The organism is Streptomyces sp. NPDC060002 (assembly GCF_042737245.1).
GTDB lineage: Bacteria > Actinomycetota > Actinomycetes > Streptomycetales > Streptomycetaceae > Streptomyces.
This window is the reverse complement of the sequence record NZ_JBHWUW010000004.1, coordinates 111,829-134,895: the sequence shown is the minus strand read 5'-3', so window position 1 is coordinate 134,895 and position 23,067 is coordinate 111,829. Positions and strand designations below refer to the sequence as shown.

Sequence of the window (23,067 nt, the reverse complement as noted above, 5' to 3'; positions counted from 1 at the left end):
GTCGTCACGTTCTGTGCTCAAGAGTCGACCGGTCGCCCTACGCTCGACAGGTGACACAGCCTTACTTTTCATCCCGTAAGGAACGGAAGTGACGCTTTGGCCAACGGAATTGACCCCAGTGCGTCGATGGCGGCCCTCTTCGGCGCGCGGGTACGCAGACTCCGTACGGCGGCCGGACTGACCCAGGCCGAGCTCGGCGACAGGACGCACGTGGTGAGCACGCGGATCACCCAGATCGAGCGGGCGTCCGGAGCGAAGCCGACGCTGGAACTGGCGCGTGCGCTGGACGCAGCCCTCGGCGCAGACGACCTGCTCGTGGAGCTGTGGCCGTACGTGTACCGGGAGGCGTTCCCGGACTGGTCCCGGAAGTTCATGGAGTACTCGGCGCGGGCGGTGGCCATCAGGCAGTACGCGGCTCATGTGGTGCCGGGTCTGTTGCAGACGGAGGACTACGCGCGGGCGGTGCTCAGCCTGGACGCTCTGTTGGACGACGAAGAGCAGCTGGAAGAGCGCGTCACAGCCCGAATGGGACGGCAGGGACGCCTGAGCTCGCCCGACCGGCCGGAGCTGTGGGTCATCCTGGACGAGGCGGTACTGAGGCGTCCGATCGGTGGCGATGCGGTGATGCGCAAGCAGTTGGCGCGGCTTCTCGGCGCGGCAGCAGAACGCCACATCACCGTGCAGGTATTGCCGTTCGACCAAGGCGGACACGAGGCCATGGGTGGCTCGCTGACGATCCTGACCCTGCCGGACGGCTCAGAGGTGGCCTACACGGAGGGTTCGGACTACGGCCAACTGATCGAGGAACCAGCCAACGTCACCCGCTGCAAGGTGATTTACGATCGGCTGCGGGCGGCAGCCCTGCCCCCGCTCATGTCACTCGACATGATCCGGTCCACGATGGAGGGCAACTACCGTGGCTCGAATCTCCCGTCCCGATCTGAACGGCGCCGCTTGGCGCAAGAGCAGCTACAGCAATCAGGCGGGGGGCGACTGCGTGGAGGTGGCCGACGGGTTCCGGGCCGTCGTCCCGGTCCGTGACAGCAAGGCCCCGTACGGTTCGGCGCTGTGCTTCGAAGCAGCCTCCTGGGCCGCGTTCATAGGCGAGTTGAAGGCCGCGCGCCACCGCCCCTGAGTCAGCCGGGCCCCGGCCCCCGCCCGTCGTTCCGGTTCACCGGACCCTCGCCCGCGAGGGTCCGGCGCGCCGCTGACCTCCTGAAAGAACCGGGGGAAAGAACTACCCGCCCACCCACCCTCCCCGCCGGAAAGCCCGCGTCACCCGTCCGAGTGACCGGCTTGCAGGCGCGGGATACGGGCGGCTACGTTCGCCGCGACAACCGCAGACAGAGACGGCCCCCGCCGGGACGGCAATCCCGAACGAGGGCCTGACCGATCAGGAAGCACCAACCTTCCCAATGGCTGATTCGCAGTCTAACGCGCCCCTGCGCGCCGACGCCGGAGCTCCGCCCTCCGGCGTGATCCATGTCCGCACCCGGCTCACCGCCGACTTCGCGGTGATCTCCAACGCGCTCGCCCAGCGACGCGGCAGCGCGGTCACGGTCGGCGTCGCGGCGTACATCTCCTCCCTGCCTGACGGTGCCCCCGTGACGATCACCGCACTGTGCGAGCACTTCAGCGAGGGGGAGATCCTGATCTCGCGGGCGCTCAGGGAGTTGGAGGCGGCCGGATACCTGGAGCGCCGCCGCGAGCGAACGCCCACCGGGCAGGTCCGTACCCGAACATACTTCTACGACGTACCCGACGGCGCGCCGCATCCGGACGGGCCTCCCGAGCCGCCGAAGCCCCGTCGCCCCCGCAGGCAGCCCGCCGCCGTACGCGGACCGCTGCGGCCGCCGGCCCAGCCCGAGGTGGGGATCCCGGCCCCGCTCACCGATGTCGCCGATCTTGCCGATGGCACCGACGCCGACCCCCGAGCCGTCGCCGTACTCACCGCCCTGCGCCGGGTCGACCCCCGCCTCGTCCTGTCCGCGCGGGAAGCCGCCCGCCTCGCCCCCGCCGTCACCCGGTGGCTCGCCGCAGGTCTCCTGCCCACGCACATCACGGACCACCTCACCGCAAGGCTCCCGGACCGGTTGCTGGTCCGCCCGGCCGGCATCCTCGCCTACCGGCTCAAGGAGACACCCCTGCCTCTCTCCGCACCGGCCCGAAGCACGGAAACCCCCGGGCCCCCGGCGGTCGTGCGCATGCGGAACTGCGACGGCTGCGACCGCGGATTCCGTACGACGGAACCCGGCCGCTGCCGCGACTGCCGGGCCCGCGACCAATTCCGCGCGGCCGGCTGAGCCGATGACCCCGATGACCCCGATGACCCGGTGTGCGGTCCACCCGCAGGTGGGAGGCTTGATGTGGCACGATGCGAAATCCGGTGCCAAGAGGAGGTGGGACATGGTCGACAGGTTCCAGGACGGGCTTCTGACGCCCACCGAAACGGCCTCCTGCCTTGAGATTCCGCAGTCGACCCTCACCTCGTGGCTGAAGGGCAGGGCCGCCGGAGCGCCACTGGTCCACCAGGTCGAGCCGGTGCGGAAGGGGCAGCCTTCGGTGCCGTTCATCGCGGTGGCCGAGGCACACGTGCTCCGCTCCCTGCGTTCCCTCGGGCTCCGCATGAGTGAGATCAAGGAAGCCGCCGCCGCCGTACGGGACGCCTTCGACACTCCTTACGGCCTCGTGTCGAAACGCATTGCGACAGACGGTGTGGACATCTTCGTCGAACACGGCCTCGGAGATCTCCGCAGAGCCCGGGACGGCCAGGCCCCTATCCAGGAAGTGGTCTCCAGCTATCTCCGGTACCTGAACTGGGACGCCGGTGACGACTTTCCCTCCAGCCTGCGGCTGAGGCAGTACCCGGACTCCGTCCCCGTTGTGATCGACCCCAGGTTCGGCCAGGGACTTCCCGTGGTGGCGGCCAATCGCGTCTCGGTGAAGGCGATCACCGACCTGTGGGAGGCCGGGGAGAGCGTCGAGGACATCGCATACGACTACGCCATGACGCCGGAGCAGGTGGACGCTCTCTGCCAGGCAGTGGTGCGCCTTGCCGCCTGAGTTCTTCCTAGACCGGAATCTCGGTCGCCGTGTCGCCGAGGGACTGCGAGCTTGCGGGTGGACCGTTCACCGCATCGGCGACGCCTTCCCCGATGACGGGCAGGACGTCGCCGACGAGGAGTGGATCGCTCACGGTCTCGACCGATCGTGGGTCCCGCTTTCGAAGGACGGGCGGATCAAAACGCGGGACCTGGAGATCCAACCCGTCCTGGAGCGTGAGGCAGTGCTCTTCTATCTCGACAACCAGCAGCTTCGCGCCGCCGAGATGATCGAGCGTCTCGTGGCACACCGTGACGCGATCCACCGGGCCGTCGAGAAGGGCGGCCCGGCTGCCTACGCGGTGAGAAGCGATCGCATTGAGCGCACTTGGCCGTGACGGAGCGATCCGCGCGCCGGGGCCGGACTCCACCGTACCTGCCCATGGACAGGACTCCGGGGTGGGCTCAGCGGATCCGGGGCTGCTGCGGCGAGCGGCCGGTGAAGAGTCTCGCCTGTTCCTCGCTCGGCAGGTTTCCCAGGGAGATGAGATGCGGGGCCTGCGCGAAGCCCGTCGTGCGGGCTGTCTCCTTCGCCGCCCACAGGGCCCGTACCGTGCCCTGGATCCCGGCGGTGGGGTATCCGGCGATGACGGTCGCGCAGGTCGTCGCGGCGGCCGACGCGCCGCCGGTGTCGGTGAGTTCGGACACCAGCCCGACGTCGAAGGCGCGCCGGGCGGAGATCCGTTCCGCCGTCCCCATGAGCATCATCCGCGCGACCTCCCCGTACGGCATCCGCTGCGCCAGGAGCACCGACTCGTACGCGCTGACCATCCCGTACGTGGTGTGCGGGTCGAAGAACACGGCGTCGGCGCCGGCGACGACGAACTCGCACTCCCCGAGCAGGTAGAAGGCGCCCCCGCAGGCCATTCCCTCCACGGCGGCGACGACCGGCTTCCACAGGTCGTTCGCCTTGGGGCCGACGGTGAGCAGCGGATCGTCCTGCATGTAGGGGGAGTTGGGCTGAGGCACGACGGCGTCCCGGTCGAGGCCGGTGCAGAACGCCCGCCGCCCGGCCCCGGTGAGGACGACGGCCCGTACCGAGTCGTCGAACCGCAACTCCCGCCAGACATGCTTCAGTTCGCGGACGGCCTCGAGGTCCAGGGCGTTCAGCCGGGCCGGCCGGTCGAGGGTGACGACGGCGACCCCGGTGTCCTTGTCGATGTCCAGCCGCACACTCACGGCCGCTCCAGGACCCACTGCGGAAGCCCGGCGCCGTCGAAGACGACCTGGACGCGGGCGCCGATGCGGATGCGGTCGGGGGGGAAGGAGTCGAGCCGCGCCCCCGGTTCGCTCACCAGGTTGCCCACCAGCCGGATGCGGGGCGCCTCGGCCAGCTCGACGAGGATCACGTTGTAGGGGGCCTGGGCCGCGTAGTCGGGCAGCAGGGGCGGATGCGGGACGACGTAGGACCAGATCCGGCCGCGTCCCGAGGTCCGCCGCCACTCGCTCGCGAAGGACTGGCAGTGCGGGCAGCAGGGGCGGGGCGGGAAGCGGGGTTCGCCGCAGTCGGCGCAGGCCTGGACACGGAGTTCGCCCTGGGCGGCGTACCGCCAGAAGGGGGCGCCGTCGGCGTCGGTGACGGGGGTGAGCATCGCGATCAACTCCTCGGTGCGTTCAGTTGCGGAGCAGCAGGGCGGAGGTCGGGACGCCCTCGCCCGCGGTGACGAGGCAGGTCGCGGCGCCCGGCACCTGGGCGGTGCTGGTCCCGCGCAGCTGCTTGACGCCCTCGTTGATGAGGTTGAAGCCGTGGACGTAGGCCTCGCTTAGCCCGCCCCCGCCGGTGTTGAGGGGCAGCCGTCCGCCGGTCTCCAGGGCGCCTCCCTCGGTGAACGCCCCGCCCTCTCCGCGGCCGCAGAACCCGTACCCCTCCAGGGAGAGCGGCACGAGGGGGGTGAAGGCGTCGTAGATCTGCGCGACGTCGACGTCGGGCGGGGTGAAGTCGGCGTGTTTCCACAGGTGCCGGGCGGCCGCCCAGGCGGGGCCGGTGAGCGGGTCGTCGTTCCAGTAGTTGACCATGCCGTGGTGCTGGGCGGGCAGGCCCTGGGCGGCGGAGTGGACGTACACGGGTGCCCGGCGGCAGTCCCGGGCCCGCTCGCGGCTCACGACCACGCAGGCCAACGCCCCGTCCGTCTCGAGGCAGTTGTCGTACAGGCACAGGGGCTCGCTGATCCACCGGGACGACATGTACATCTCGCGGGTGAGGGGCCGTTCGTACATCACGGCGGCCGGGTTCTGGTTGGCGCGGTTGCGGCAGGCGAGGGCGACGTTGAAGAGGTGGTCGCGGGTGGCGCCGTACTCGTGCAGGTAGCGGCGGGCGAGCAGGGCTATCTCGTCGGCGGGCCGCAGCAGCCCGAAGGGCCGGGTCCACTGGGCGGGGGTGGGGAGCTGGACGGCCGTGTTGGTCCACGGACGCGGCCCGGAGCCCCTCTTCCGCGACCGCCAGGCGACACCCACCGTGGCCTGCCCCGAGGCGATGGCGGCGGCGAGGTGGGCGACGGTGGCGCACGAACCGCCGCCGCCGAACCCGATCTTGCTGAAGAAGCTCAGGTCACCGAACCCGACGGCCTTCGCGAGCTCGACCTCGTCCGTCTCCTCCATGGTGTAGGAGGCGAGCGCGTCGACCTCGCCGGGGGCGATCCCGGCGTCGTCGAGGGCGGCCAGGACGGCCCGGCAGGCGAGGGTCCGCTCGTCCTCGGGGAGGTGCTTGGCGAAGGACGTCTGCCCGATACCGACGATGGCCGTGGCGTCCTTGATTCCGGTCACTGCGGGCATGCCGCACCCACCTCCACACGGCGACAGTGCTGCTGACAGTGCGTCAGGTTACCGCTAATCTGACGGTCAGTCAGCTACCGGGCTCGTGGGCCAGTGGGGAGACCGCTCATGCGTGGTGACATGGAGTGGGGGACGATCCCCGCCCTGGTCCGCTGGTCGGCCGAGCGGTACGCGACGACCGAGGCGGTGGTGGAGGGCCGTACCCGGATCTCGTACGCCGAACTCGGCGCCCGGGTCGAACGCGCGGCGGCGGCCTGTCTGGCGAACGGGGTGCGGGCGGGCGACCGCGTCGCCATCTGGGCCCCGAACTCCCTGGACTGGATGGTGGCGGCGCTGGGCGCGGTGGGGGCGGGAGCGGTGCTCGTGCCGCTGAACACCCGCTTCAAGGGCACGGAGGCGGCGGACGTACTGCGCCGCAGCGGGACGCGTCTGCTGTTCGTGACGGGCACCTTCCTGGGGACGTCGTACGTGGCGTCGCTGCGGCGGGCGACGGCGGAGGGCGCCGGGACCGGCCCGCTGCCGGGGCTTCCCGCGCTGGAGCAGGCGGTGGTGCTCTCGGACGACGCCCCGGCGGACTTCCGGACCTGGAAGGACTTCCTGGCGAGCGGGGAGGGCATCGGGACGGCGGAGGTCCGGGCGCGGGCGGACCGGGTGGCGGGGGAGTGGCCCTCGGACATCGTCTTCACCTCGGGCACGACGGGCCGCCCCAAGGGCGCGGTGATCACCCACGCGCAGACGCTGCGGGCGTACGAGATCTGGACCGACCTGGCGGGACTGCGGCAGGGCGACCGCTACCTGATCGTGAACCCCTTCTTCCACACCTTCGGCTACAAGGCGGGCGTGATCGCCTGTCTGATGCGGGGCGCGACGATGATCCCCCAGCCGGTGTTCAGCGTGGACACGGTCCTCGCGAACGTGGCGTCGGAACGGGTGTCGGTCCTCCCCGGACCGCCGACCCTCCACCAGTCGCTCCTGGACCACGCGTCCCGGGACAAGCACGACCTGTCGGCGCTGCGGCTGGTGGTGACGGGTGCGGCCGTGGTGCCGCTGCGGCTCGTCGAACGCCTGCGGGGCGAACTGGGCGTGGAGACCGTCCTGACGGCGTACGGCCTCTCGGAGGCGAGCGGCGTCGTCACCATGTGCCGTCGCGGGGACGATCCCACCGTCATCGCCTCGACGTCGGGCCGCGCGATCCCCGGCACCGAGGTGCGGGTGGACGCGGCGCCGGGCCGGCCCGGGGAGGTCCTGGTCCGGGGCTTCAACGTGATGCGCGGCTACTACGAGGACGAGACGGCGACGGCGGAGGCCCTGACGGAGGACGGCTGGCTGCGCACCGGCGACGTGGGCGTCCTGGACGCCGCCGGCAACCTGCGGATCACCGACCGTCTCAAGGACATGTTCATCGTCGGCGGCTTCAACGCCTACCCGGCGGAGATAGAGCAGCGCCTCGGCCTGCACCCGGACGTGGCCGACGTGGCCGTGATCGGCGTCCCGGATCCCCGCCTGGGCGAGGTGGGCAAGGCGTACGTGGTCCGGCGGCCGGGCGCGGTGTCCACGGCCGACGACCTGATCGCCTGGGCCCGGCGGGAGATGGCCAACTACAAGGTGCCGAGGGCCGTCGAGTTCGTGACCGCCCTGCCCCGCAACGCGAGCGGCAAGGTGCTGAAGGGGGAGCTGCGGGCCCGGTGACCGCGCCCCCGGACATGCCTCGGCCGCGGTGGCTCCCCCTCCGCGCCACCGCGGCCGGTCCCCGTCGTAACGGCGCCGAAAGAGATGCCTACTTGCCGCCCAGGTCCAGGGCGGGCGGGGCGGGCGCGTGGTTCTCGAGCGTGACGATCTTGTCCTCGGCGGCCGGAGTGGCGGCCGGAGTCGCTGCCGGAGTGGCTGCCGGCGTGACGACCGGTGTGGCGACCGGTGTGGCCGCCTCGGCGTCCGGCGTCGCCGGCCTGTCCAGGGCCGGCAGGATCGGAGCGTGGTTCTCCATCGTGGTGATGTCCGCCGCGACGGCCGTCGGCTGCTTCTCGGTGCTGCTCATGTTCGGCTCCCCCTGGGAGTGTTCAAGTGAGTGAGGCGCCTCTGTCCGGCGATTCCCCCGAGTATCGCCGGACAGCGGCATGTGCCTGAGCCCACCCCCCAGCGGGCTCGAACGGCCCGTCTGCCCCCCGAGGCGACGGACCGTTGAGCAGAGCCTGTCAGGCGGTCATAAACGTTCGATGAACGCCGCCGACGGGATGTTTCATGACGCGTCCAGGGGGGTGAGCAGACGGCGTACCTCGGCCGCCTCGGGCGCTCCGGACCGCTCCAGCAGGGCCAGCGCCTCGTGCCAGCAGGCTCGGGCCCGGTCCGACTGGCCGAGTGCGTGCAGGCTCCGGCCCAGCGCGGTCAGCACACTGCCCCGGATGAGGTCACCGCCGATGAACCCGATCGCCAGCGCCTGTTCGGCGTGCTGCGCGGCCTGGGCCGGACGCCGGTCGGCCAGGTGCAGTTGGGCGATGCGGAAGTGCGTCGTGCCCTCCCACAGGCGCTGCCGGTTGCTGCCGAACATCTCCAGCGCGTCGGACAGCTGCACCAGGCCCTCGGCGAGCCGGCCGGCGCTGATCAGCGCGACGCCGAGGGCGTAACGGCCGTTCGCGAGGCGCAGGGTGAGACCGAGTTGCTGGTAGATGTCGACGCCCTGCCGGGCCAGGGTGACCGCGTCGGGCGGGCGGTTCATCCGCTCGTAGAGCCGCGAGAGGTTGCACAGCGCGTTGGCCTCTCCCGGCCGGTTCCCGTCCGCCCGGTAGCCGTCCCTGGCGGTGGTGAGGAACTTCTCGGCCTCTTCGTAGCGGCCCTGGCCCAGGGCGATGATCCCCCGGTCCGTCGCCGCCCAGCTGACCGGCGTCGCGTCGTCCGCCGCCGTGGCGAGTTCGATCGCGCGCCGGGCCTCCTCGTCCGCCTCGGAGTAACGTCCGGCGGCCAGATGGACGTTGGACAGCGCGGTCCGGGCGCGGCTCTCCGCGCGGACGTCGGCGGCGTCCTGCGCGGCGTCCCGCAGGGCCGTGGCCGCCCACTCGTACTGCTTCGCGTTCGCCCCCGACTCCGCCAGGTCCTTGGCGGCCCAGAGGAGGTCGACGGCACGGCGCAGCCCACTGCCCGTCTGCTGCTGCCGCGCGCAGGCCAGCAGGCACTGCGCCTCCGCGAAGAGCCAGTCGAGGGCCTGCGTCCGCTCGCCGAAGGAGAGCCCGCGGTACGACGTGGGCTCCAGGTGGACGACCGTGCGGTCGCCGGGCCGCTCGATGGCGTAGACCCCGGCGGCCGTCGCCAGATAGAAGTCCAGCAGCCGCGAGAGCGCCGCGTCGCGCTCGCTGGGCGGCCATTCGTCGCGGTCGGCGCAGGCACGCGCGTAGAGGCGCACCAGGTCGTGGAACCGGTAGCGGCCGGGGGCCGCCGACTCCAGCAGGGAGGTGTCCACCAGGGACTCCAGCAGGTCCTCGGTGTCCTCCACCGGCAGGTCCAGGACCGCCGCGGCCGCCGCCAGGGAGGTGTCCGGGCCGTCCGCCAGGCCCAGCAGCCGGAACGCGCGGGCCTGGGCGGGCTCCAGGGCGCCGTAGCCGAGTTCGAAGGTCGCCTTCACCGCCAGGTCGCCCGCCTGGAGCTCGTCCAGCCGGCGCCGTTCGTCCGCCAGCTTGGCGGCCAGCACGGACACCGTCCAGGTGCGGCGGGCGGCCAGCCGGGAGGCCGCGATACGGATCGCCAGCGGCAGGAAACCGCACGCGGCCACCACGTCCAGCGCCGCCTTCCGCTCCGCCGCGACCCGCTCCTCGCCGACGATCCGGGTGAAGAGGGCGAGGGCCTCCTCGGGGGACATCACGTCCAGGTCGACGAGATGCGCTCCCGCCAGGTCCACCATCCGCACCCGTGAGGTGACCAGCGCCGCGCAGCCCTCCGTGCCCGGCAGCAGGGGGCGTACCTGGGCCGCGTCCTTCGCGTTGTCCAGCAGCACCAGGACCCGGCGGCCGTCCAGCACCGAGCGGTACAGCGCCGCCCGCTCCTCCAGGGAGTCGGGGATCGCCGAGTCCGCCGTGCCCAGGGCGCGCAGGAACGATCCGAGGACCGTCTCCGGCTCCGCCGACCGCGGTCCCGCGCCCTGGAGATCGACGTACAGCTGCCCGTCGGGGAAGGCCGGACGGGCCTGGTGGGCCACGTGCACGGCGAGGGTCGTCTTGCCCACGCCCCCGATGCCCGCGAGCGCGGACACCGCCATCACCCGGCCGCCCGCGCCCGTGCCGTCACCGGCCCGCGCCAGCACCTCGCTCAGTTCCCGCACGAAGGAGGTGCGGCCGGTGAAGTCGGGCACGGTGGCGGGAAGCTGTGCGGGCCGTACCCGCACGACCGCAGGTTCCGCCGCCGGCGCCGACGGCTCCGCCAGCTCCGGGTCGGCCTGCAGGATGCGGCGCTGCAACTGCCGCAGCCCGGCCCGCGGATCCACCCCCAGCTCCTCCGCCAGCAGCCGCCGGGTGTCCGCGTACACCGCGAGCGCCTCCGCCTGCCGGCCGCTGCGGTACAGCGCCAGCATCAGCAGTTCGCGCAGTCGCTCGCGCAGCGGGTACGCCGCGGTGAGCGCGGTGAGTTCGGAGACCGCCTCCGCGTGGCAGCCCTGCTCCAGGTCCATGTCCAGCCGGGATTCCAGCAGCCCCAGCCGCCATTCCTCCAGCCGGACGCGCTGCGCCTCCGCGTACGGTCCGGGGACGCCGGCCAGGGCCTCCCCGTCCCACAGCCCCAGCGTCCGGTTCAGCACCTCGCGCGCGTGGGACAGGTCACCGGCGGTCCGTGCCTTCTCCGCGTGTGCCGCCCACTCCTGTGCCACCGCCAGGTCCAGCGCGCCCGCGGCCGGCACGCGCACCGCGTAGCCGCCCGACTCGCTCACCAGGACGCCCGGGTCGAGCACCTTGCGCAGCCGGGAGGCGTAGGTCCGTACCGCCGCCAGCGCCTGCGACGGAGGATCCTCGCCCCACAGCGCGTCGATCAGCTCGGCGGCCGTCGCTGTGCGGCCCTCACGCAGCAACAGGGCCGCCAACAGGGCACGTTGCTGCGGCGAACCGGTGGCCAGCCGCTCGTCGCCGCGACGTGCGCGCACCGGGCCGAGCACGTCGAAGCGCAGCGTCGCCGGCTCCTCGGGGGGAGCGGGACGTCTCTGCTCCGGCACACGCGGGTCGCGGTGTCCTACCCGGTCGTCCATCAGGGCTCCCCTTAGGCATCCGAATCAAGGACCTGTCCAGCCGATCACGCCGCAGACGCGGGATCCGGCACGCGCGTCCGCGGCGTCGTCGTCGGTTGCCGACGCTCCGCGTCGACGCCCTCCTCCGCCTTGCAGCCGCAGGCGCCGGATCCCGCTCACCGGCACCGATTCGGCACCGTCACTCTCCTGCGGCGTGATCGGCCGGAAAGGTCCAGGCCCAGTTTGCCCTGTCCATGCCGGAACCGTCAGCTTCCCCGGGAGGTGCCCGGGAGTCCACACGCCCCACACATCCGATGTGCACACATCCCCACAGAGCCGATCGACTCCGGCACCCGCCCACTAGCTGACGATCCGTCAGATCGGCGCTACCGTGCCCCCATGGAGAACGCATTGGAGACCGCGAAGGCCACCGAGAACCTCCCGCTGATCATCTCCGTCGACGACCACACCGTGGAGCCGAGCACCGTCTGGCAGGACCGCCTCCCGAAGAAGTACCTCGACACCGGACCCCGCGTCGTCCGGGCCCCGCTGAAGGAGATGACCTTCCTCGGCGGCCGCTTCAAGCCCGTCATGGGCGAACCCGGCGACGACGGCCCGATCGGCGACTGGTGGATCTACGAGGACCTGCACCGCCCCCTCACCCGCCTGGACACCGCCGTCGGCTTCAGCCGGGACGAGATCAAGCTGGAGGTCATCACCTACGAGCAGATGCGCCCGGGGTCCTACGACGTCCCGTCCCGCCTCGCCGACATGGACGTCAACCACGTCCAGTCCGCCGTCTGCTTCCCCACCTTCCCCCGCTTCTGCGGCCAGACCTTCACCGAGGCCGCCGACCACGAACTGGGCCTGCTGTGCGTGCGCGCCTACAACGACTGGATGGTGGAGGAGTGGTGCGGCCCGCAGGCGCGCGGCCGGCTGATCCCGCTCACCCTCATCCCGCTCTGGGACGCCGAACTGGCGGCGGCGGAGGTCCGGCGCAACGCCGCCCGCGGGGTCCGCGCGGTCGCCTTCTCCGAGATACCCCCGCACCTGGGCCTGCCCTCCGTCCACACCGACGACTGGGACCCCTTCCTCGCCGCCTGCGACGAGACCGGCACGGTCGTGGCCATGCACATCGGCTCCTCGAGCCGGATGCCCTCCACCTCCGCCGACGCCCCGCCCGCCGTCGGCTCCACCATCACTTTCGCCAACTGCTGCTTCTCGATGGTCGACTGGCTGATGAGCGGCAAGTTCGAGCGCTTCCCGAACCTCAAGGTGATGTACGCGGAGGGCCAGATCGGCTGGATCCCCTACATCCTGGAGCGCGCCGACGTGGTGTGGGAGGAGAACCGGGGCTGGGGCGGGGTCGCGGACAAGGTCCACCGTCCCCCGTCGGAGCTGTTCGCCGACCACGTCTACGGCTGCTTCTTCGACGACGCCTTCGGCCTCAGGAACCTCGACTCCATCGGCGTCGGGAACGTCCTCTACGAGACCGACTACCCGCACTCCGACTCCACCTGGCCGAAGTCGCGCGAGGTCGGCGAGGCGCAGATGGGCCACCTGGCGCCGGACGTCGTGGAGCGGATCGTGCGAGGCAACGCGATCGACCTGCTGGGGCTGACCCCGGACGGCCTCTGGAGCCCGCGGTGAGCCTCGACTACGGCATCCAGCTCCCGGTCCAGTCCCAGTCCACGCTCTACGCCGAACCCTGGGAGGCCGACGCGGGCCCCGCCGACCTCGTGGCGGTCGCCCGCGCCGCCGACCGCGCCGGATTCGCCTATGTCGCCGCCTGCGACCACGTGGCGATCCCGCACCGGCTGGCCGAGGCCATGAGCACGGTCTGGTACGACCCCGTGGCCACCCTCGCCCACCTCGCCGCCGTGACCGAACACGTCCGGCTGCTCGCGCACGTCGCCGTCGTCGGCCTGCGCCACCCCCTGCTCACCGCCAAGCAGTACGCGACCCTGGACCACCTCAGCGGCGGCCGGCTGATCCTCGGCGTCGGCGCCGGTCACGTACGGGAGGAGTTCGAGGCGCTGGGGATGGACTTCGAACGGCGGGGAGCGGTCCTCGACGAGACGATCGACGCGCTGCGCGCCGCGCTCGGGCCGGACGAGTTCCCCTCCCACCACGGCAAGGCGTACGACTTCGAGGGGCTGGGGCAGCGGCCCAGACCGGCCCAGGCGCGGGTGCCGCTCTGGGTCGGCGGATCCTCCCCGGCCGCCGTCCGCCGGGCCGCCCTCAAGGGCGACGGCTGGCTGCCCCAGGGCGACCCGCGGGACCGGCTGCCCGCGCAGATCGAGACCGTCAGACGGCTCCGGAGCGACGAGGACACGCCGTTCACGATCGGCGCCATCACCGAGCCCCTGTACGTCGGCACCCCCGGCTGGGATGTCGGCCGCCGCACCCTCACCGGGTCCCCGCAGGCCCTCGCCGAGTCGCTGCGGGCCTACGGGGCGATGGGCGTCGACCAGATCCAGGTGCGCTTCCGCTGCCGGAGCCGCACCGAACTCACCGACCAGATAGGCCTGTTCGGAGCCGAGGTGGGATCCCTGCTCGGCAGCGCCGCTTGAAGTTCGAATAGGACAGACCTCCTTCTCCTGACGCACGTATCTGACGATCCGTCAGCTACGGCGATACGATGCCGAGCTCCACCGATGCGAAGGGAGCCGGCATGGGCAAGCTCGACGGACGGGTGGTCCTCGTCACCGGATCGGCGCGCGGCCAGGGCGAACAGGAGGCGCGGCTGTTCCGGGAGGAGGGCGCCGAGGTGGTCGTCGCCGACGTGCTCGACGAGCAGGGGAAGGCGCTCGCCGACGAGATCGGCGCGCTGTACGTCCACCTCGACGTGGGCCGCGAGGAAGACTGGACCGGGGCCGTCCGCGCGGCCAAGCGGGCGTACGGCCATCTCGACGGCCTCGTCAACAACGCGGGCATCCTGCGCTTCAACGCCCTCGTCGACACCCCACTCGACGAGTTCATGCAGGTCGTGCGGGTCAACCAGGTCGGCTGCTTCCTGGGCATCCGGACCGCCGCGCCGGAGCTGTCCGACGGGGGCACCATCGTCAACACCGCCTCCTACACCGGGCTCACCGGCATGGCCGCCGTCGGCGCCTACGCGGCGACCAAGCACGCCGTACTCGGCCTCACCCGGGTCGCCGCCCTGGAGCTGGCGCCCCGCCGTATCCGGGTCAACGCGGTGTGTCCCGGAGCCGTCGACACCGCGATGTCCAACCCGTCCCGGCTGGAGCCGGACTCCGACCCCGAGGAGACGACCCGCGCCCTGGACTCCCTCTACCGCAAGCTCGTGCCCCTGGGCCGGATCGGTCGCGCGGACGAGGTGGCCCGGCTCGCCCTCTTCCTCACCTCGGAGGACTCGTCCTACATCACCGGGCAGCCGTTCGTGATCGACGGGGGATGGCTGGCGGGCGTTTCGGTCATCTGACCGTTCGTCGGCTATTGACCATCCAGGTGCCCGGTGCCACAGTCGGCGGCATCCGCTGAATCTGACGAACCGTCAGTTAATCGAGATCCAGGAACCGGGACGGTGAACCTCCGTGGAATTCGGGCTCTTTGTACAGGGATACGTGGGCAAGCGGGCCGAGACCGATCCGCTCGCCGAGCACAAGGCGCTGATGGAGGAGACCGAGTACGTCATCCAGGCGGACAAGTCCGGCTTCAAGTACGCCTGGGCGTCCGAGCACCACTTCCTGGAGGAGTACTCGCACCTCTCCGCCAACGACGTCTTCCTCGGCTACCTCGCCCACGCGACCGACCGCATCCACCTCGGCTCGGGCATCTTCAACCCGCTCGCCCAGGTCAACCACCCGGTGAAGGTCGCCGAGAAGGTCGCCATGCTCGACCATCTCACCGAGAACCGCTTCGAGTTCGGCAGCGGACGCGGCGCCGGCTCGCACGAGATCCTCGGCTTCCTCCCCGGCATCACCGACATGAACTACACGAAGGAGATCTGGGAGGAGACCATCGCCGAGTTCCCGAAGATGTGGCTCCAGGACGAGTACGTCGGCTTCCAGGGCAAGCACTGGCAGCTGCCGCCGCGCAAGATCCTGCCGAAGCCGTACGGGAAGTCGCACCCGGCGATGTGGTACGCGGCCGGCTCGCCGCCCTCGTACGCGATGGCCGCCCGCAAGGGGCTCGGGGTGCTCGGCTTCAGCATCCAGAAGGTGTCCGACATGGAGTGGGTGCTGGAGCAGTACAAGACGGCGGTGGTGAACGCCGAGCCGATCGGCGACTTCGTCAACGACAACGTGATGGTGACGACGACGGCGATCTGCGCGCCGACGCACGACGAGGCGATCCGGATCGCCGTCAACGGCGGGCTGCACTATCTGCCGTCGCTGGTGTTCCGGTACCACGACACCTTCCCCCGGCCCGAGGGCTTCCCGGTCTGGCCGGAGACGCTGCCCGAGTACAACGCCGAGTTCGTCGAACTCCTCGTCGAGGAGGAGCTGTTGATCTGCGGCGATCCGGACGAGGTGCTGCGCCAGTGCAAGCGCTGGGAGCAGGCGGGGGCGGATCAGCTGTCCTTCGGGCTGCCGGTGGGGGTGCCGAAGGAGGAGACGCTCCAGACGATCCGGCTGATCGGTGAGCAGGTCATTCCGAAGATCGACACGGATCCGGTCCATCGGACCACGCGGTTCCGGCAGGGCGCGTAGCCGCCGTCGCGGACTTGCGGGCGCGTCGTCGCCCCGGGGGGTGCGGGTCGCCTGGCGGCTGCGGGTCCGTCGTGGCTGGTCGCGCCCACGCGGCGGAGCCGCACAGCGGTACAGCCCCGCGCCCCTTCGGGGCGCCCATCGCATCGGAGTTGAGAAGGAGCCCGCATGCTCGATCACGTCATCAAAGGGGCGACCGTCGTCGATGGGACGGGCGCGCCCGGGTTCGTCGCCGACGTCGGGATCCGGGACGGGAAGATCGCCGTCATCGGGTCGGTCACCGAGGTCTCCCGGACGAGTGAGGACGCGTCCGGGCTCGTCCTCGCTCCCGGGTTCGTCGATCCGCACACGCACTACGACGCCCAGTTGTTCTGGGATCCGTACGCCACCCCGTCCCTGAACCACGGGGTGACCACGGTCGCCGCCGGAAACTGCGGGTTCACGCTCGCGCCGTTGCATCCGGACCGTCCCGAGGACGCCGACTACACACGTCGGATGATGTCCAAGGTGGAGGGCATGTCCCTGGTCGCCCTGGAGGAGGGGGCGCCCTGGAGCTGGAACGGCTTCGGGGAGTACCTGGACGCGCTGGAGGGACGGATCGCCGTCAACGCCGGGTTCATGGTGGGGCACTGCGCGCTGCGCCGGTACGTGATGGGCGCGGACGCGGTGGGCGGGCAGCCGAGCGAGGAGCAGCTGGCCGGCATCGTCCGGCTGCTGCACGAGGCCATGGACGCGGGCGCGTGGGGATTCTCCACCACGCAGTCCTCGACCCACTCCGACGGGGACGGCCGGCCGGTCGCCTCCCGGCACGCCCGGCCGGAGGAGCTGCTCGCGCTGTCCCGGGCCGTCGGCGAGCACGAGGGCACCCAGATCGAGGCGATCGTGGCGGGCTGCCTGGACCAGTTCAGCGACGCCGAGATCGATCTGTTCGTGGAGATGAGCGCGGCCGCCGGACGCCCTCTGAACTGGAACGTCCTCACCGTCGACGCGGCCGTCCCGGAACGCGTGCCCCGGCAGCTCATGGCGAGCGAACGGGCGCGGAAGGCCGGCGGCCGGGTCGTCGCGCTGACCATGCCGATCCTCACGCCGATGAACATGTCCCTGGGCACGTTCTGCGCGCTGAACCTGATCCCGGGGTGGGGGCCGGTCCTCGGCCTGCCGGTCCCGGAACGGATCGGGCGGCTGCGGGACCCGGAGGTGCGGGCGGAGCTGCTGAGGCGGGCGACCTCCAAGGAGGCGGGCGTCTTCCGGCGGCTGGCGAACTTCGGGCGGTACGTCATCGGCGACACCTACAGCGCGGTGAACGAGGGCCTCACCGGGCGGGTCGTCCGCGACATCGCCGCCGAACGCGGCCTGGACCCCTTCGCCTGTCTGGTCGAGATCTGCGCCGCCGACGAACTGCGTACGGTGCTGTGGCCCATGCCGACGGACAACGACCCGGACTCCTGGGCCCTGCGGGCGGACACCTGGAGCCACGAGGACGTCCTGCTCGGCGGCTCCGACGCGGGCGCGCACCTGGACCGGATGTGCGGGGCGCCGTACACCACGCGCTTCCTCGGCGACTGTCTGCGCGGCCGGAAGCTGGCGGGCCTGGAGCAGGCGGTGAAGATGCTGACGGACGACCCGGCGCGGCTGTTCGGCCTCCGGGAGCGGGGCCGGATCCAGGAGGGCTGGCACGCGGACCTGGTCCTCTTCGACCCGGAGCGGATCGACGCGGGCAAGGCCACCCTGGTGCACGACCTGCCGGGCGACAGCCCGCGGCTGGACTCCAGGGCGATCGGCGTGCGGGCGGTCTGGGTCAACGGGGTGGCGGCCATCCGGGACGACGTCGTGACGGGCGCCGTGCCGGGCCGGGTGCTGCGCTCGGGGCGGGACACCAGGACGGTGAGCACCAGGTGACCGACGGGACCGGTGGCAGCGGCGGGACCGGTGGCAGCGGCGGGACCCGTGGTAGCGGTGGGACCCGTGGTAGCGGTGGGACCGGTGGCAGCGGCGGTGCCGGCGGGCAGAAGCTGTTCGTCGGCGGCGTCTGGGTGGAGCCCGACGGCGGCCACTACGAGGTCGTCGACCCGGCGACCGAGGCAACCGTCGGCTGGGCCCCGGAGGCCTCCAGGGACCAGGCGCGCGCGGCCTGCGCGGCGGCCGGCGAGGCCTTCGGGCCGTGGTCGCGCACCCCGCCGGAGGAACGGGCGGCGACCCTGGCCCGGGCGGCCGACATCATGCGCGCCCGGCTGCTGCCGTACGCCGAGCTGGCCCAGGCGGAGACCGGCGCCACGACCGGTACCGCGCGCGGGATGCAGGTCGGGGTGGGGGTGGCCCGCTTCCGGCGCTACGCGCGCGTGGAGCCCGCCGAGTGGCCGATCGCGCCGCAGGTCAACGAGGCCGGGCCGATGGGGAGGGCGGGCGTGATGGGCGCGGTCGCCGTACGGCATCCGGTCGGGGTCGTCACCTGCGTCACCTCCTACAACAACCCGTGGGCGAACCCGGCCGGAAAGGTCGCCCCCGCCCTCGCCATGGGCAACACGGTGGTCGTGAAACCGGCCCCGCAGGACCCCCTGTCCGTCTACCGGATGGCGGAGGCGCTGGAGGCGGCGGGCGTGCCGCGCGGCGTGGTGAACGTCGTCTCGGGGCGCGCCGTCGAGATCGGCGAGACGGTGGTGTCGTCGCCGGACGTCGACATGGTCAGCTTCACCGGTTCGACGGCGGTCGGGCAGCGCATCGCCGAGGTGTGCGGCCGGGACATGAGACGCCAGTTGATGGAGCTGGGCGGGAAGGGCGCGGCGGTCGTCCTCGACGACGCGGACCTCGCCTCGGCGGTGGCCGGCATCGGCACCACCTTCTCCTTCTACAGCGGCCAGATCTGCACCGCCCCGACGCGGGTGCTGGCGCAGCGCGGGGTGTACGACCGACTGGTGGAACAACTCGCCGCGTACGCGGGCAGGTTGACCGTGGGCGATCCCCGGGAGCCGGACACGGTGGTCGGCCCGGTGATCTCGGCCGCCCATCGGGACCGGGTGGAGTCGTACGTCGAACTCGGCCGGAAGGAGGGGGCGGTGGTCGTCGCGGGCGGTGAACGCCCGCCGCTGGAACGGGGTTTCTTCGTCGCCCCCACCCTCCTCGCCGACTGCACGAACGACATGCGGGTGGCCCGGGAGGAGATCTTCGGCCCGGTGGTCACGGTCATCCCCTTCGACGAGGAGGAAGAGGGAATCGCCCTGGCCAACGACAGCGACTACGGCCTGATCGACTACGTCTGGTCGGCCGACGTGGCCCGGGCCTTCCGCGTCGCCCGCCGGCTCCGGGCCGGCGGCGTCGGCGTCAACACCGTGGGCCGCAACATGGAGGCGCCGTTCGGGGGCTTCAAGCGGAGCGGCGTCGGACGGGACGTCGGCTCGTACGCGCTGCACGCGTACAGCGAGGTGCAGTCGATCGTCTGGCCGGGCTGACGTCGCCGTCAGTCCGCCAGGTCCACCCGCACGGTGAGCAGCGCCGTTCCCAGGGCCCGTACCGCCGCGCTGTTGCCCTTGGGCAGGGTGCGCAGCCGGGCGACCGGGTCGTCGTCGGGCATCGGGTGGGCCGTACCGGAGTGCCATCGACCGCCCACCCGCACCCGCACCCGGGGATCGGCCCGGATGTTGCGGACGTACTGCGACCGCTCCCCGAACTCCGAGACCAGCCAGAACGTGTTGCCGACCCGGCGGCCGCCCAACGGAGTGCGCCGGGGCAGGCCGGAGACGCGGCCGGTGGTCTCCAGGAGCGTGTGGAACGGCAGGCGGCGCATGAGCGGGTTGGCGAGGTACCGCTGGACGGCGGTGGTCGCGCGGAAACGGAGGTCGGCGGGGCGGGACATCGTCCGTTGGGCTCCTTCACACGAGGCGCTGTTGCTTGAATGGTCCCCGACGCCGTCGGCGTGACGAGAGCGGGGGCTGCACATGCGCTTCGTGACCTGGAACCTGTGGTGGCGGTTCGGCCCCTGGCGGGAACGGCGGAAGGCCATCCTGGCCGTACTGCGCGAGCTGGACCCCGACGTGGTCGGCCTCCAGGAGGTGTGGGCGGCCGGCGCCGAGAACCTCGCCGAGTGGCTGGCCGACGAGCTGGGCCTGCACTGCACCTGGGCCCCCTCACCGGCCCCTGAACGCTGGCGGAAGCGGATCGCCGAACCCGACGCCGGCTCGGTCGACATCGGCAACGCGGTGCTGAGCCGCTGGCCGGTGGTGGAGCGGGAGACGCTGCTGCTGCCCGCGCCCCCCGAACTGGCCGACGGCCGAGCGGCCCTCTACGCCCGCGTGGCCGCCCCCGCCTTCGACATCCCCTTCTTCACCACCCACCTCACCTCCGCCGCGCACGCCTCGGAGGTGCGCCGCGCCCAGGTCACCGCCCTCGCGGAACTCGTCGCCCGGCACCGCGACGGCACGCCCTTCCCGCCCGTCGTCACCGGCGACTTCAACGCCCGGCCGGACTCCGGCGAGGTGCGCCTCTTCGGCGGGACGAGGACCGCGCCGGCCGTCCCCGGCCTGGTCCTCCACGACGCCTGGGACTACGCCGACCCGACCGCCCCCGCCGCCACCTGGACCCCCGAAAACCCCTTCGCGGCCCGCCTGCCGGAACCCGCCGTCCGCATCGACTACATCCACGTGGGCCCACCCGGCCCGATCGGCGAGGGCCACGTCCGGCACGTCCGCCGGGCGGGCCACGGCCCCGTGGACGGCGTCTGGCCCTCGGACCACGCGGCAGTGGTCGCGGACCTGGCGGAGGAGGAGACGGCGATCATCTAAGCCGTCTCACCCTTCTCCCCCTTCTCACCCGTCCCCTCCGTCCCGAAGGCCCGGGCGACGGCGAGGCTGTCCTCGTACACGTGGTGCCGGGTGACCAGGCCGCCCTCGATCGTGAGGTGCAGCGCGAACCGGGCGCGATAGGCCCGCCCGGTGGAGCGGGCGGTCTGCCGGATCTCGCCGAGCACGACCGCGTCGTCGCCGTCGACGAGGACGCGTTCGATCCCGGTGGCCGCCTGCCCGGGCACATGGTGCTCGGCGAGCTCGCGGTAGTGGGCGGCGGCGTCGGCACGGGTGGCCCGGTGACGGATCCACGGGGTGGCGCTCCGCGCACGACCGTGCTCGTCCTGCGGCCAGTCCAGCCTCCAGTCGCTCCGCTCGGCGTACAGCTCCGCGATGCGCTCGGGGTCCCCTTCGCCGATCCGGCGCAGCAGTTCTTGGACCACGGCGCGAGGAGTCGTGGGGGTGGCTGAGGACACGGTGGATCCCTCCGGTGCGGAAGCCGCGTCCCACTGACGCGACGAGGCCGCCATCATCTCCGGCGGAGACGGCTCGGAGCGATTACCTCCGACGTAACCGTCCTCCTCGCAAAGGGAGTTGTGCGTCCCGCCGGGCGGCAGGGGACATGCGCACCTTCCTGAAGACCGGCTACCGCCTCGCCCAGGCCGAGGACGACGCCGTCGCCATCGGTCGCAATTTGGCGGACAAGAACTCCGGCAAGGGGGTCGTCCGGGAGGCCAACAAGGCCCTCGACACCGGCACCCCGGAGGCTCTGCGCGCCTTCCTGGAGACCGGCTACCGTCTCGCCCGGGCCGAGGACGACCGCGTCGCCGTGGCCCGCATCCTGGCCGACCCGAAGATCAGCGCCGCCCTGCGCGCGGCCGCCGAAAGGGTCATCGACGGGACGCCGGAGGAGCTGCGGTACTTCCTGGAGGCCGGGCGGTACGAGGTAGGCGGCTAGGAATGGTCCGCCGGGAGGGTGCTACCCTCCCGGCGTTCAAGATCGAAACGGGGGAGCCGATGGCGGCCAGGTCGAGCAGGGGCACCGGGGCCGTCGCGGCGGCACTCTGCACAGTCACGCTGGTGGCGGGCTGCGCGTCGGGCTCCGGCGCGGACGAGCCCACGAGTCACCCCACGCAGGACCTGAGCATCACCGCCGAGGTCGGCGAGCGCTTCACGCTCTCCGTCCCGGAGAACGCGTCCACCCGCGAGCACTGGTTCGTGGTCGCCCCGCAGCCGGACGCGTCGGTGGTCCGCGCCGCCGACCGCAGCTACGAGTCGGCCGACGACGGCAAGTCGGTCGGCGGCGGCGGCACCCTTGTCTTCACCTTCGAGGCCACCGGCAAGGGCAGCACCCGGATCGTGCTGCTGCACTGCACGTTCCCCACGGCGCAGACCGCGGCCTGCGGAGGCGGCGCCAGTCCGACCCCGTCCCCGTCCCCGACCCCGACGACCGAGCCGGAGCGGGTCACCTACCGGGTCGACGTGCGCTGACCGCGTCGAGCAGGGCGGCGAAGGCGCGGGGGGTGGTGGTGAGGACGGAGTGGGTGGGGTCGGCGGATTCGGTGAGGTGGATGGCGCCGGGGCCGGGGTCGGCGGATATATGGACGCAGGATTCGCCTTGCCCGCAGTAGGACGACTTCTGCCAGGTGTGGGTGGGCATCGGCTCCCCTTACAGGTCGTGGATGAGGTCGTGGATGAAGTCGCGGGACTTCGATGGCTCCAGTGCCACGCGCTCCATGCGGTCCAGCAGGATGCGGTACATCTCCAACTGTGCCTCCGCGTCGAGGAGTACGGGCCCATGGGACTGGTCGAGTGAGACCGTGTCGAGCTGGGGCATGAGGCCGGACGCGTAGTGGATGTTCTGTCCGGATCCGGGGTAGGCGCCGATGGCGAACGGGATCACCTGGACGGTGATGTGCTCGCGTTCGCTCTGCTCCAGGAGGTGCTCAAGCTGTCGCTTGGCGGCGGATGGGCCGCCGACGGGTACGCGAAGGGCGGCTTCGTGAATGACGGCGCGGAACGGGACCGGGTCGTTCCTGTCCAGGAGCGCCTGGCGCTGGAGCCGGTGGCTCACGCGGAGTTCGATGTCCGATCGTGAGAATTCGGGTACGACCTGCCGGAAGATCTCGCGGGCGTGGTCGGTGGTCTGGAGCAGCCCCGGGATGTGCGCGGTGTTGGCGGACCGCAGCGCGGTGGCGTGATGCTCCAGTTCCGCGATGTTCAGGAGCGCCGGCGGAAGCACATCCCGGAACGTCTCCCACCATCCGCGTGTCTTGTCGGCCGCCATGCCGACCAAGGCCTCGATGAACGCGGGGTCCGAGCACGTGTACGCGCGGGCCAGTGCCCTCACGCGCTCGGGACTCACGCCGAACCGGCCTGACTCCACGTTGCTCAGCTGCCCCTGGCTCGTTCCAAGCGTGCGCGCGGCTTCGGTCGCTGTCATGCCCGCGCGCTCGCGCAACTTGCGCAACTCCACGGCGAGCCGAAGGCGGCGGGCCGTCAGCGGGGGTCGTGGGGGCACGTAGATCCTCCTGGACACGTGTTCTGTC

Annotated in this window: 23 protein-coding genes and 1 pseudogene; 15 read left to right on the top strand and 9 right to left on the bottom strand. The window is 71.9% G+C overall.

Annotated features, from left to right (window positions below; all coding sequences use genetic code 11):
* The first annotated feature begins 126 nt into the window (after positions 1-126).
* The 5 genes from ACFWBD_RS05925 to ACFWBD_RS05905 all read left to right on the top strand — a co-directional run bounded on the left by ACFWBD_RS05925 (position 127) and on the right by ACFWBD_RS05905 (position 3,439).
* Positions 127-1,041 (top strand): Scr1 family TA system antitoxin-like transcriptional regulator, encoded by a 915-nt coding sequence (locus tag ACFWBD_RS05925; RefSeq protein ID WP_385663196.1) that lies wholly within the window; start codon positions 127-129, stop codon positions 1,039-1,041.
* Positions 998-1,135: a DUF397 domain-containing protein gene (locus ACFWBD_RS05920; protein WP_385663193.1), complete on the top strand. Its 138-nt coding sequence runs from the start codon at positions 998-1,000 to the stop codon at positions 1,133-1,135. The genes ACFWBD_RS05925 and ACFWBD_RS05920 overlap by 44 nt, the downstream gene beginning before the upstream one ends.
* Before the next feature lie 280 nt (positions 1,136-1,415).
* Positions 1,416-2,303, top strand: coding sequence for a hypothetical protein (locus ACFWBD_RS05915; protein WP_385663191.1), 888 nt, complete (start codon positions 1,416-1,418; stop codon positions 2,301-2,303).
* Between the two features lie 103 nt (positions 2,304-2,406).
* Positions 2,407-3,063 carry a DUF433 domain-containing protein gene (locus ACFWBD_RS05910; RefSeq protein ID WP_385554453.1) on the top strand — a complete coding sequence of 219 codons (657 nt, stop codon included), beginning with the start codon at positions 2,407-2,409 and terminating at the stop codon, positions 3,061-3,063.
* A complete protein-coding gene (locus tag ACFWBD_RS05905) occupies positions 3,053-3,439 on the top strand; it encodes a toxin-antitoxin system, toxin component, PIN family protein (protein ID WP_385554200.1) in 387 nt (128 codons plus the stop codon). Before ACFWBD_RS05910 ends, ACFWBD_RS05905 begins: the two co-directional genes overlap by 11 nt.
* 67 nt (positions 3,440-3,506) lie before the next feature.
* On the opposite strand, the gene ACFWBD_RS05900 is transcribed toward ACFWBD_RS05905, so the two are convergent.
* From ACFWBD_RS05900 to ACFWBD_RS05890, 3 genes are read right to left on the bottom strand one after another with little or no spacing between them, the layout of a single operon-like run.
* Complete coding sequence (locus ACFWBD_RS05900) at positions 3,507-4,280, bottom strand: enoyl-CoA hydratase/isomerase family protein (RefSeq protein ID WP_385663188.1); 774 nt, start codon at positions 4,278-4,280, stop codon at positions 3,507-3,509.
* Positions 4,277-4,693: a Zn-ribbon domain-containing OB-fold protein gene (locus ACFWBD_RS05895; protein ID WP_385663185.1), complete on the bottom strand. Its 417-nt coding sequence runs from the start codon at positions 4,691-4,693 to the stop codon at positions 4,277-4,279. Before ACFWBD_RS05895 ends, ACFWBD_RS05900 begins: the two co-directional genes overlap by 4 nt.
* A gap of 22 nt (positions 4,694-4,715) precedes the next feature.
* Positions 4,716-5,873, bottom strand: coding sequence for a lipid-transfer protein (locus tag ACFWBD_RS05890; protein WP_385663183.1), 1,158 nt, complete (start codon positions 5,871-5,873; stop codon positions 4,716-4,718).
* Between the two features lie 108 nt (positions 5,874-5,981).
* Between ACFWBD_RS05890 and ACFWBD_RS05885 the strand changes: the two genes are divergently transcribed.
* Positions 5,982-7,562: a FadD3 family acyl-CoA ligase gene (locus tag ACFWBD_RS05885; RefSeq protein WP_385663181.1), complete on the top strand. Its 1,581-nt coding sequence runs from the start codon at positions 5,982-5,984 to the stop codon at positions 7,560-7,562.
* A gap of 88 nt (positions 7,563-7,650) precedes the next feature.
* On the opposite strand, the gene ACFWBD_RS05880 is transcribed toward ACFWBD_RS05885, so the two are convergent.
* Together ACFWBD_RS05880 and ACFWBD_RS05875 are read right to left on the bottom strand one after the other, a co-directional pair.
* Positions 7,651-7,908, bottom strand: a complete 258-nt coding sequence (locus ACFWBD_RS05880; RefSeq protein WP_385663180.1) for a hypothetical protein — start codon at positions 7,906-7,908, stop codon at positions 7,651-7,653.
* Between the two features lie 201 nt (positions 7,909-8,109).
* On the bottom strand, positions 8,110-11,091 hold the full coding sequence (locus ACFWBD_RS05875; protein WP_385663177.1) for a BTAD domain-containing putative transcriptional regulator: 2,982 nt from the start codon (positions 11,089-11,091) through the stop codon (positions 8,110-8,112).
* 378 nt (positions 11,092-11,469) lie between these two features.
* Between ACFWBD_RS05875 and ACFWBD_RS05870 the strand changes: the two genes are divergently transcribed.
* The 6 genes from ACFWBD_RS05870 to ACFWBD_RS05845 all read left to right on the top strand — a co-directional run bounded on the left by ACFWBD_RS05870 (position 11,470) and on the right by ACFWBD_RS05845 (position 19,189).
* Positions 11,470-12,720, top strand: coding sequence for an amidohydrolase family protein (locus ACFWBD_RS05870; RefSeq protein ID WP_351763216.1), 1,251 nt, complete (start codon positions 11,470-11,472; stop codon positions 12,718-12,720).
* Positions 12,717-13,643, top strand: a complete 927-nt coding sequence (locus ACFWBD_RS05865; protein ID WP_385663173.1) for a TIGR03619 family F420-dependent LLM class oxidoreductase — start codon at positions 12,717-12,719, stop codon at positions 13,641-13,643. Before ACFWBD_RS05870 ends, ACFWBD_RS05865 begins: the two co-directional genes overlap by 4 nt.
* 101 nt (positions 13,644-13,744) lie before the next feature.
* Complete coding sequence (locus ACFWBD_RS05860; protein WP_385663169.1) at positions 13,745-14,515, top strand: SDR family NAD(P)-dependent oxidoreductase; 771 nt, start codon at positions 13,745-13,747, stop codon at positions 14,513-14,515.
* A gap of 112 nt (positions 14,516-14,627) precedes the next feature.
* The gene (locus ACFWBD_RS05855) at positions 14,628-15,746 is read left to right on the top strand and encodes an LLM class flavin-dependent oxidoreductase (protein WP_385663167.1); all 1,119 of its coding nucleotides are present in this window, start codon (positions 14,628-14,630) and stop codon (positions 15,744-15,746) included.
* Positions 15,747-15,911: 165 nt separating this feature from the next.
* Positions 15,912-17,642 carry an amidohydrolase family protein gene (locus ACFWBD_RS05850; protein WP_385663164.1) on the top strand — a complete coding sequence of 577 codons (1,731 nt, stop codon included), beginning with the start codon at positions 15,912-15,914 and terminating at the stop codon, positions 17,640-17,642.
* Between the two features lie 113 nt (positions 17,643-17,755).
* On the top strand, positions 17,756-19,189 hold the full coding sequence (locus ACFWBD_RS05845) for an aldehyde dehydrogenase family protein (RefSeq protein ID WP_385663602.1): 1,434 nt from the start codon (positions 17,756-17,758) through the stop codon (positions 19,187-19,189).
* A gap of 8 nt (positions 19,190-19,197) precedes the next feature.
* Here ACFWBD_RS05845 and ACFWBD_RS05840 read toward each other — a convergent pair whose 3' ends face one another.
* The gene (locus ACFWBD_RS05840; protein ID WP_385663161.1) at positions 19,198-19,593 is read right to left on the bottom strand and encodes a nitroreductase/quinone reductase family protein; all 396 of its coding nucleotides are present in this window, start codon (positions 19,591-19,593) and stop codon (positions 19,198-19,200) included.
* A gap of 82 nt (positions 19,594-19,675) precedes the next feature.
* Here ACFWBD_RS05840 and ACFWBD_RS05835 point away from each other — a divergent pair, with 82 nt between their 5' ends.
* Positions 19,676-20,518 carry an endonuclease/exonuclease/phosphatase family protein gene (locus ACFWBD_RS05835; protein WP_385663158.1) on the top strand — a complete coding sequence of 281 codons (843 nt, stop codon included), beginning with the start codon at positions 19,676-19,678 and terminating at the stop codon, positions 20,516-20,518.
* Here ACFWBD_RS05835 and ACFWBD_RS05830 read toward each other — a convergent pair.
* Positions 20,515-20,994, bottom strand: coding sequence for a nuclear transport factor 2 family protein (locus tag ACFWBD_RS05830; RefSeq protein WP_385663156.1), 480 nt, complete (start codon positions 20,992-20,994; stop codon positions 20,515-20,517). The genes ACFWBD_RS05835 and ACFWBD_RS05830 overlap by 4 nt on opposite strands.
* A gap of 143 nt (positions 20,995-21,137) precedes the next feature.
* Between ACFWBD_RS05830 and ACFWBD_RS05825 the strand changes: the two are divergent.
* Positions 21,138-21,476 (top strand): annotated as a pseudogene (locus ACFWBD_RS05825) (ALF repeat-containing protein); the annotation flags it as partial.
* 59 nt (positions 21,477-21,535) lie between these two features.
* Positions 21,536-22,009 (top strand): protease inhibitor I42 family protein, encoded by a 474-nt coding sequence (locus ACFWBD_RS05820; protein ID WP_385663153.1) that lies wholly within the window; start codon positions 21,536-21,538, stop codon positions 22,007-22,009.
* Here the strand turns inward: ACFWBD_RS05820 and ACFWBD_RS05815 are convergent.
* Both ACFWBD_RS05815 and ACFWBD_RS05810 read right to left on the bottom strand, forming a co-directional pair.
* On the bottom strand, positions 21,984-22,178 hold the full coding sequence (locus ACFWBD_RS05815; RefSeq protein ID WP_385663151.1) for a DUF397 domain-containing protein: 195 nt from the start codon (positions 22,176-22,178) through the stop codon (positions 21,984-21,986). The genes ACFWBD_RS05820 and ACFWBD_RS05815 overlap by 26 nt on opposite strands.
* A gap of 9 nt (positions 22,179-22,187) precedes the next feature.
* Complete coding sequence (locus tag ACFWBD_RS05810) at positions 22,188-23,039, bottom strand: helix-turn-helix transcriptional regulator (protein WP_385663148.1); 852 nt, start codon at positions 23,037-23,039, stop codon at positions 22,188-22,190.
* Between the last annotated feature and the right edge of the window lie 28 nt (positions 23,040-23,067).

Bases quoted from the DNA above. Each gene is read 5' to 3' on its own strand.
- ACFWBD_RS05925 (WP_385663196.1), top strand. From the start codon at position 127: ATGGCGGCCCTCTTCGGCGCGCGGGTACGCAGACTCCGTACGGCGGCC.
- ACFWBD_RS05880 (WP_385663180.1), bottom strand. From the start codon at position 7,908: ATGAGCAGCACCGAGAAGCAGCCGACGGCCGTCGCGGCGGACATCACC.
- ACFWBD_RS05860 (WP_385663169.1), top strand. From the start codon at position 13,745: ATGGGCAAGCTCGACGGACGGGTGGTCCTCGTCACCGGATCGGCGCGC.
- ACFWBD_RS05875 (WP_385663177.1), bottom strand. From the start codon at position 11,091: ATGGACGACCGGGTAGGACACCGCGACCCGCGTGTGCCGGAGCAGAGA.
- ACFWBD_RS05895 (WP_385663185.1), bottom strand. From the start codon at position 4,693: ATGCTCACCCCCGTCACCGACGCCGACGGCGCCCCCTTCTGGCGGTAC.
- ACFWBD_RS05910 (WP_385554453.1), top strand. From the start codon at position 2,407: ATGGTCGACAGGTTCCAGGACGGGCTTCTGACGCCCACCGAAACGGCC.
- ACFWBD_RS05815 (WP_385663151.1), bottom strand. From the start codon at position 22,178: ATGCCCACCCACACCTGGCAGAAGTCGTCCTACTGCGGGCAAGGCGAA.
- ACFWBD_RS05870 (WP_351763216.1), top strand. From the start codon at position 11,470: ATGGAGAACGCATTGGAGACCGCGAAGGCCACCGAGAACCTCCCGCTG.
- ACFWBD_RS05840 (WP_385663161.1), bottom strand. From the start codon at position 19,593: ATGTCCCGCCCCGCCGACCTCCGTTTCCGCGCGACCACCGCCGTCCAG.
- ACFWBD_RS05890 (WP_385663183.1), bottom strand. From the start codon at position 5,873: ATGCCCGCAGTGACCGGAATCAAGGACGCCACGGCCATCGTCGGTATC.
- ACFWBD_RS05885 (WP_385663181.1), top strand. From the start codon at position 5,982: ATGCGTGGTGACATGGAGTGGGGGACGATCCCCGCCCTGGTCCGCTGG.
- ACFWBD_RS05850 (WP_385663164.1), top strand. From the start codon at position 15,912: ATGCTCGATCACGTCATCAAAGGGGCGACCGTCGTCGATGGGACGGGC.
- ACFWBD_RS05835 (WP_385663158.1), top strand. From the start codon at position 19,676: ATGCGCTTCGTGACCTGGAACCTGTGGTGGCGGTTCGGCCCCTGGCGG.
- ACFWBD_RS05820 (WP_385663153.1), top strand. From the start codon at position 21,536: ATGGCGGCCAGGTCGAGCAGGGGCACCGGGGCCGTCGCGGCGGCACTC.
- ACFWBD_RS05915 (WP_385663191.1), top strand. From the start codon at position 1,416: ATGGCTGATTCGCAGTCTAACGCGCCCCTGCGCGCCGACGCCGGAGCT.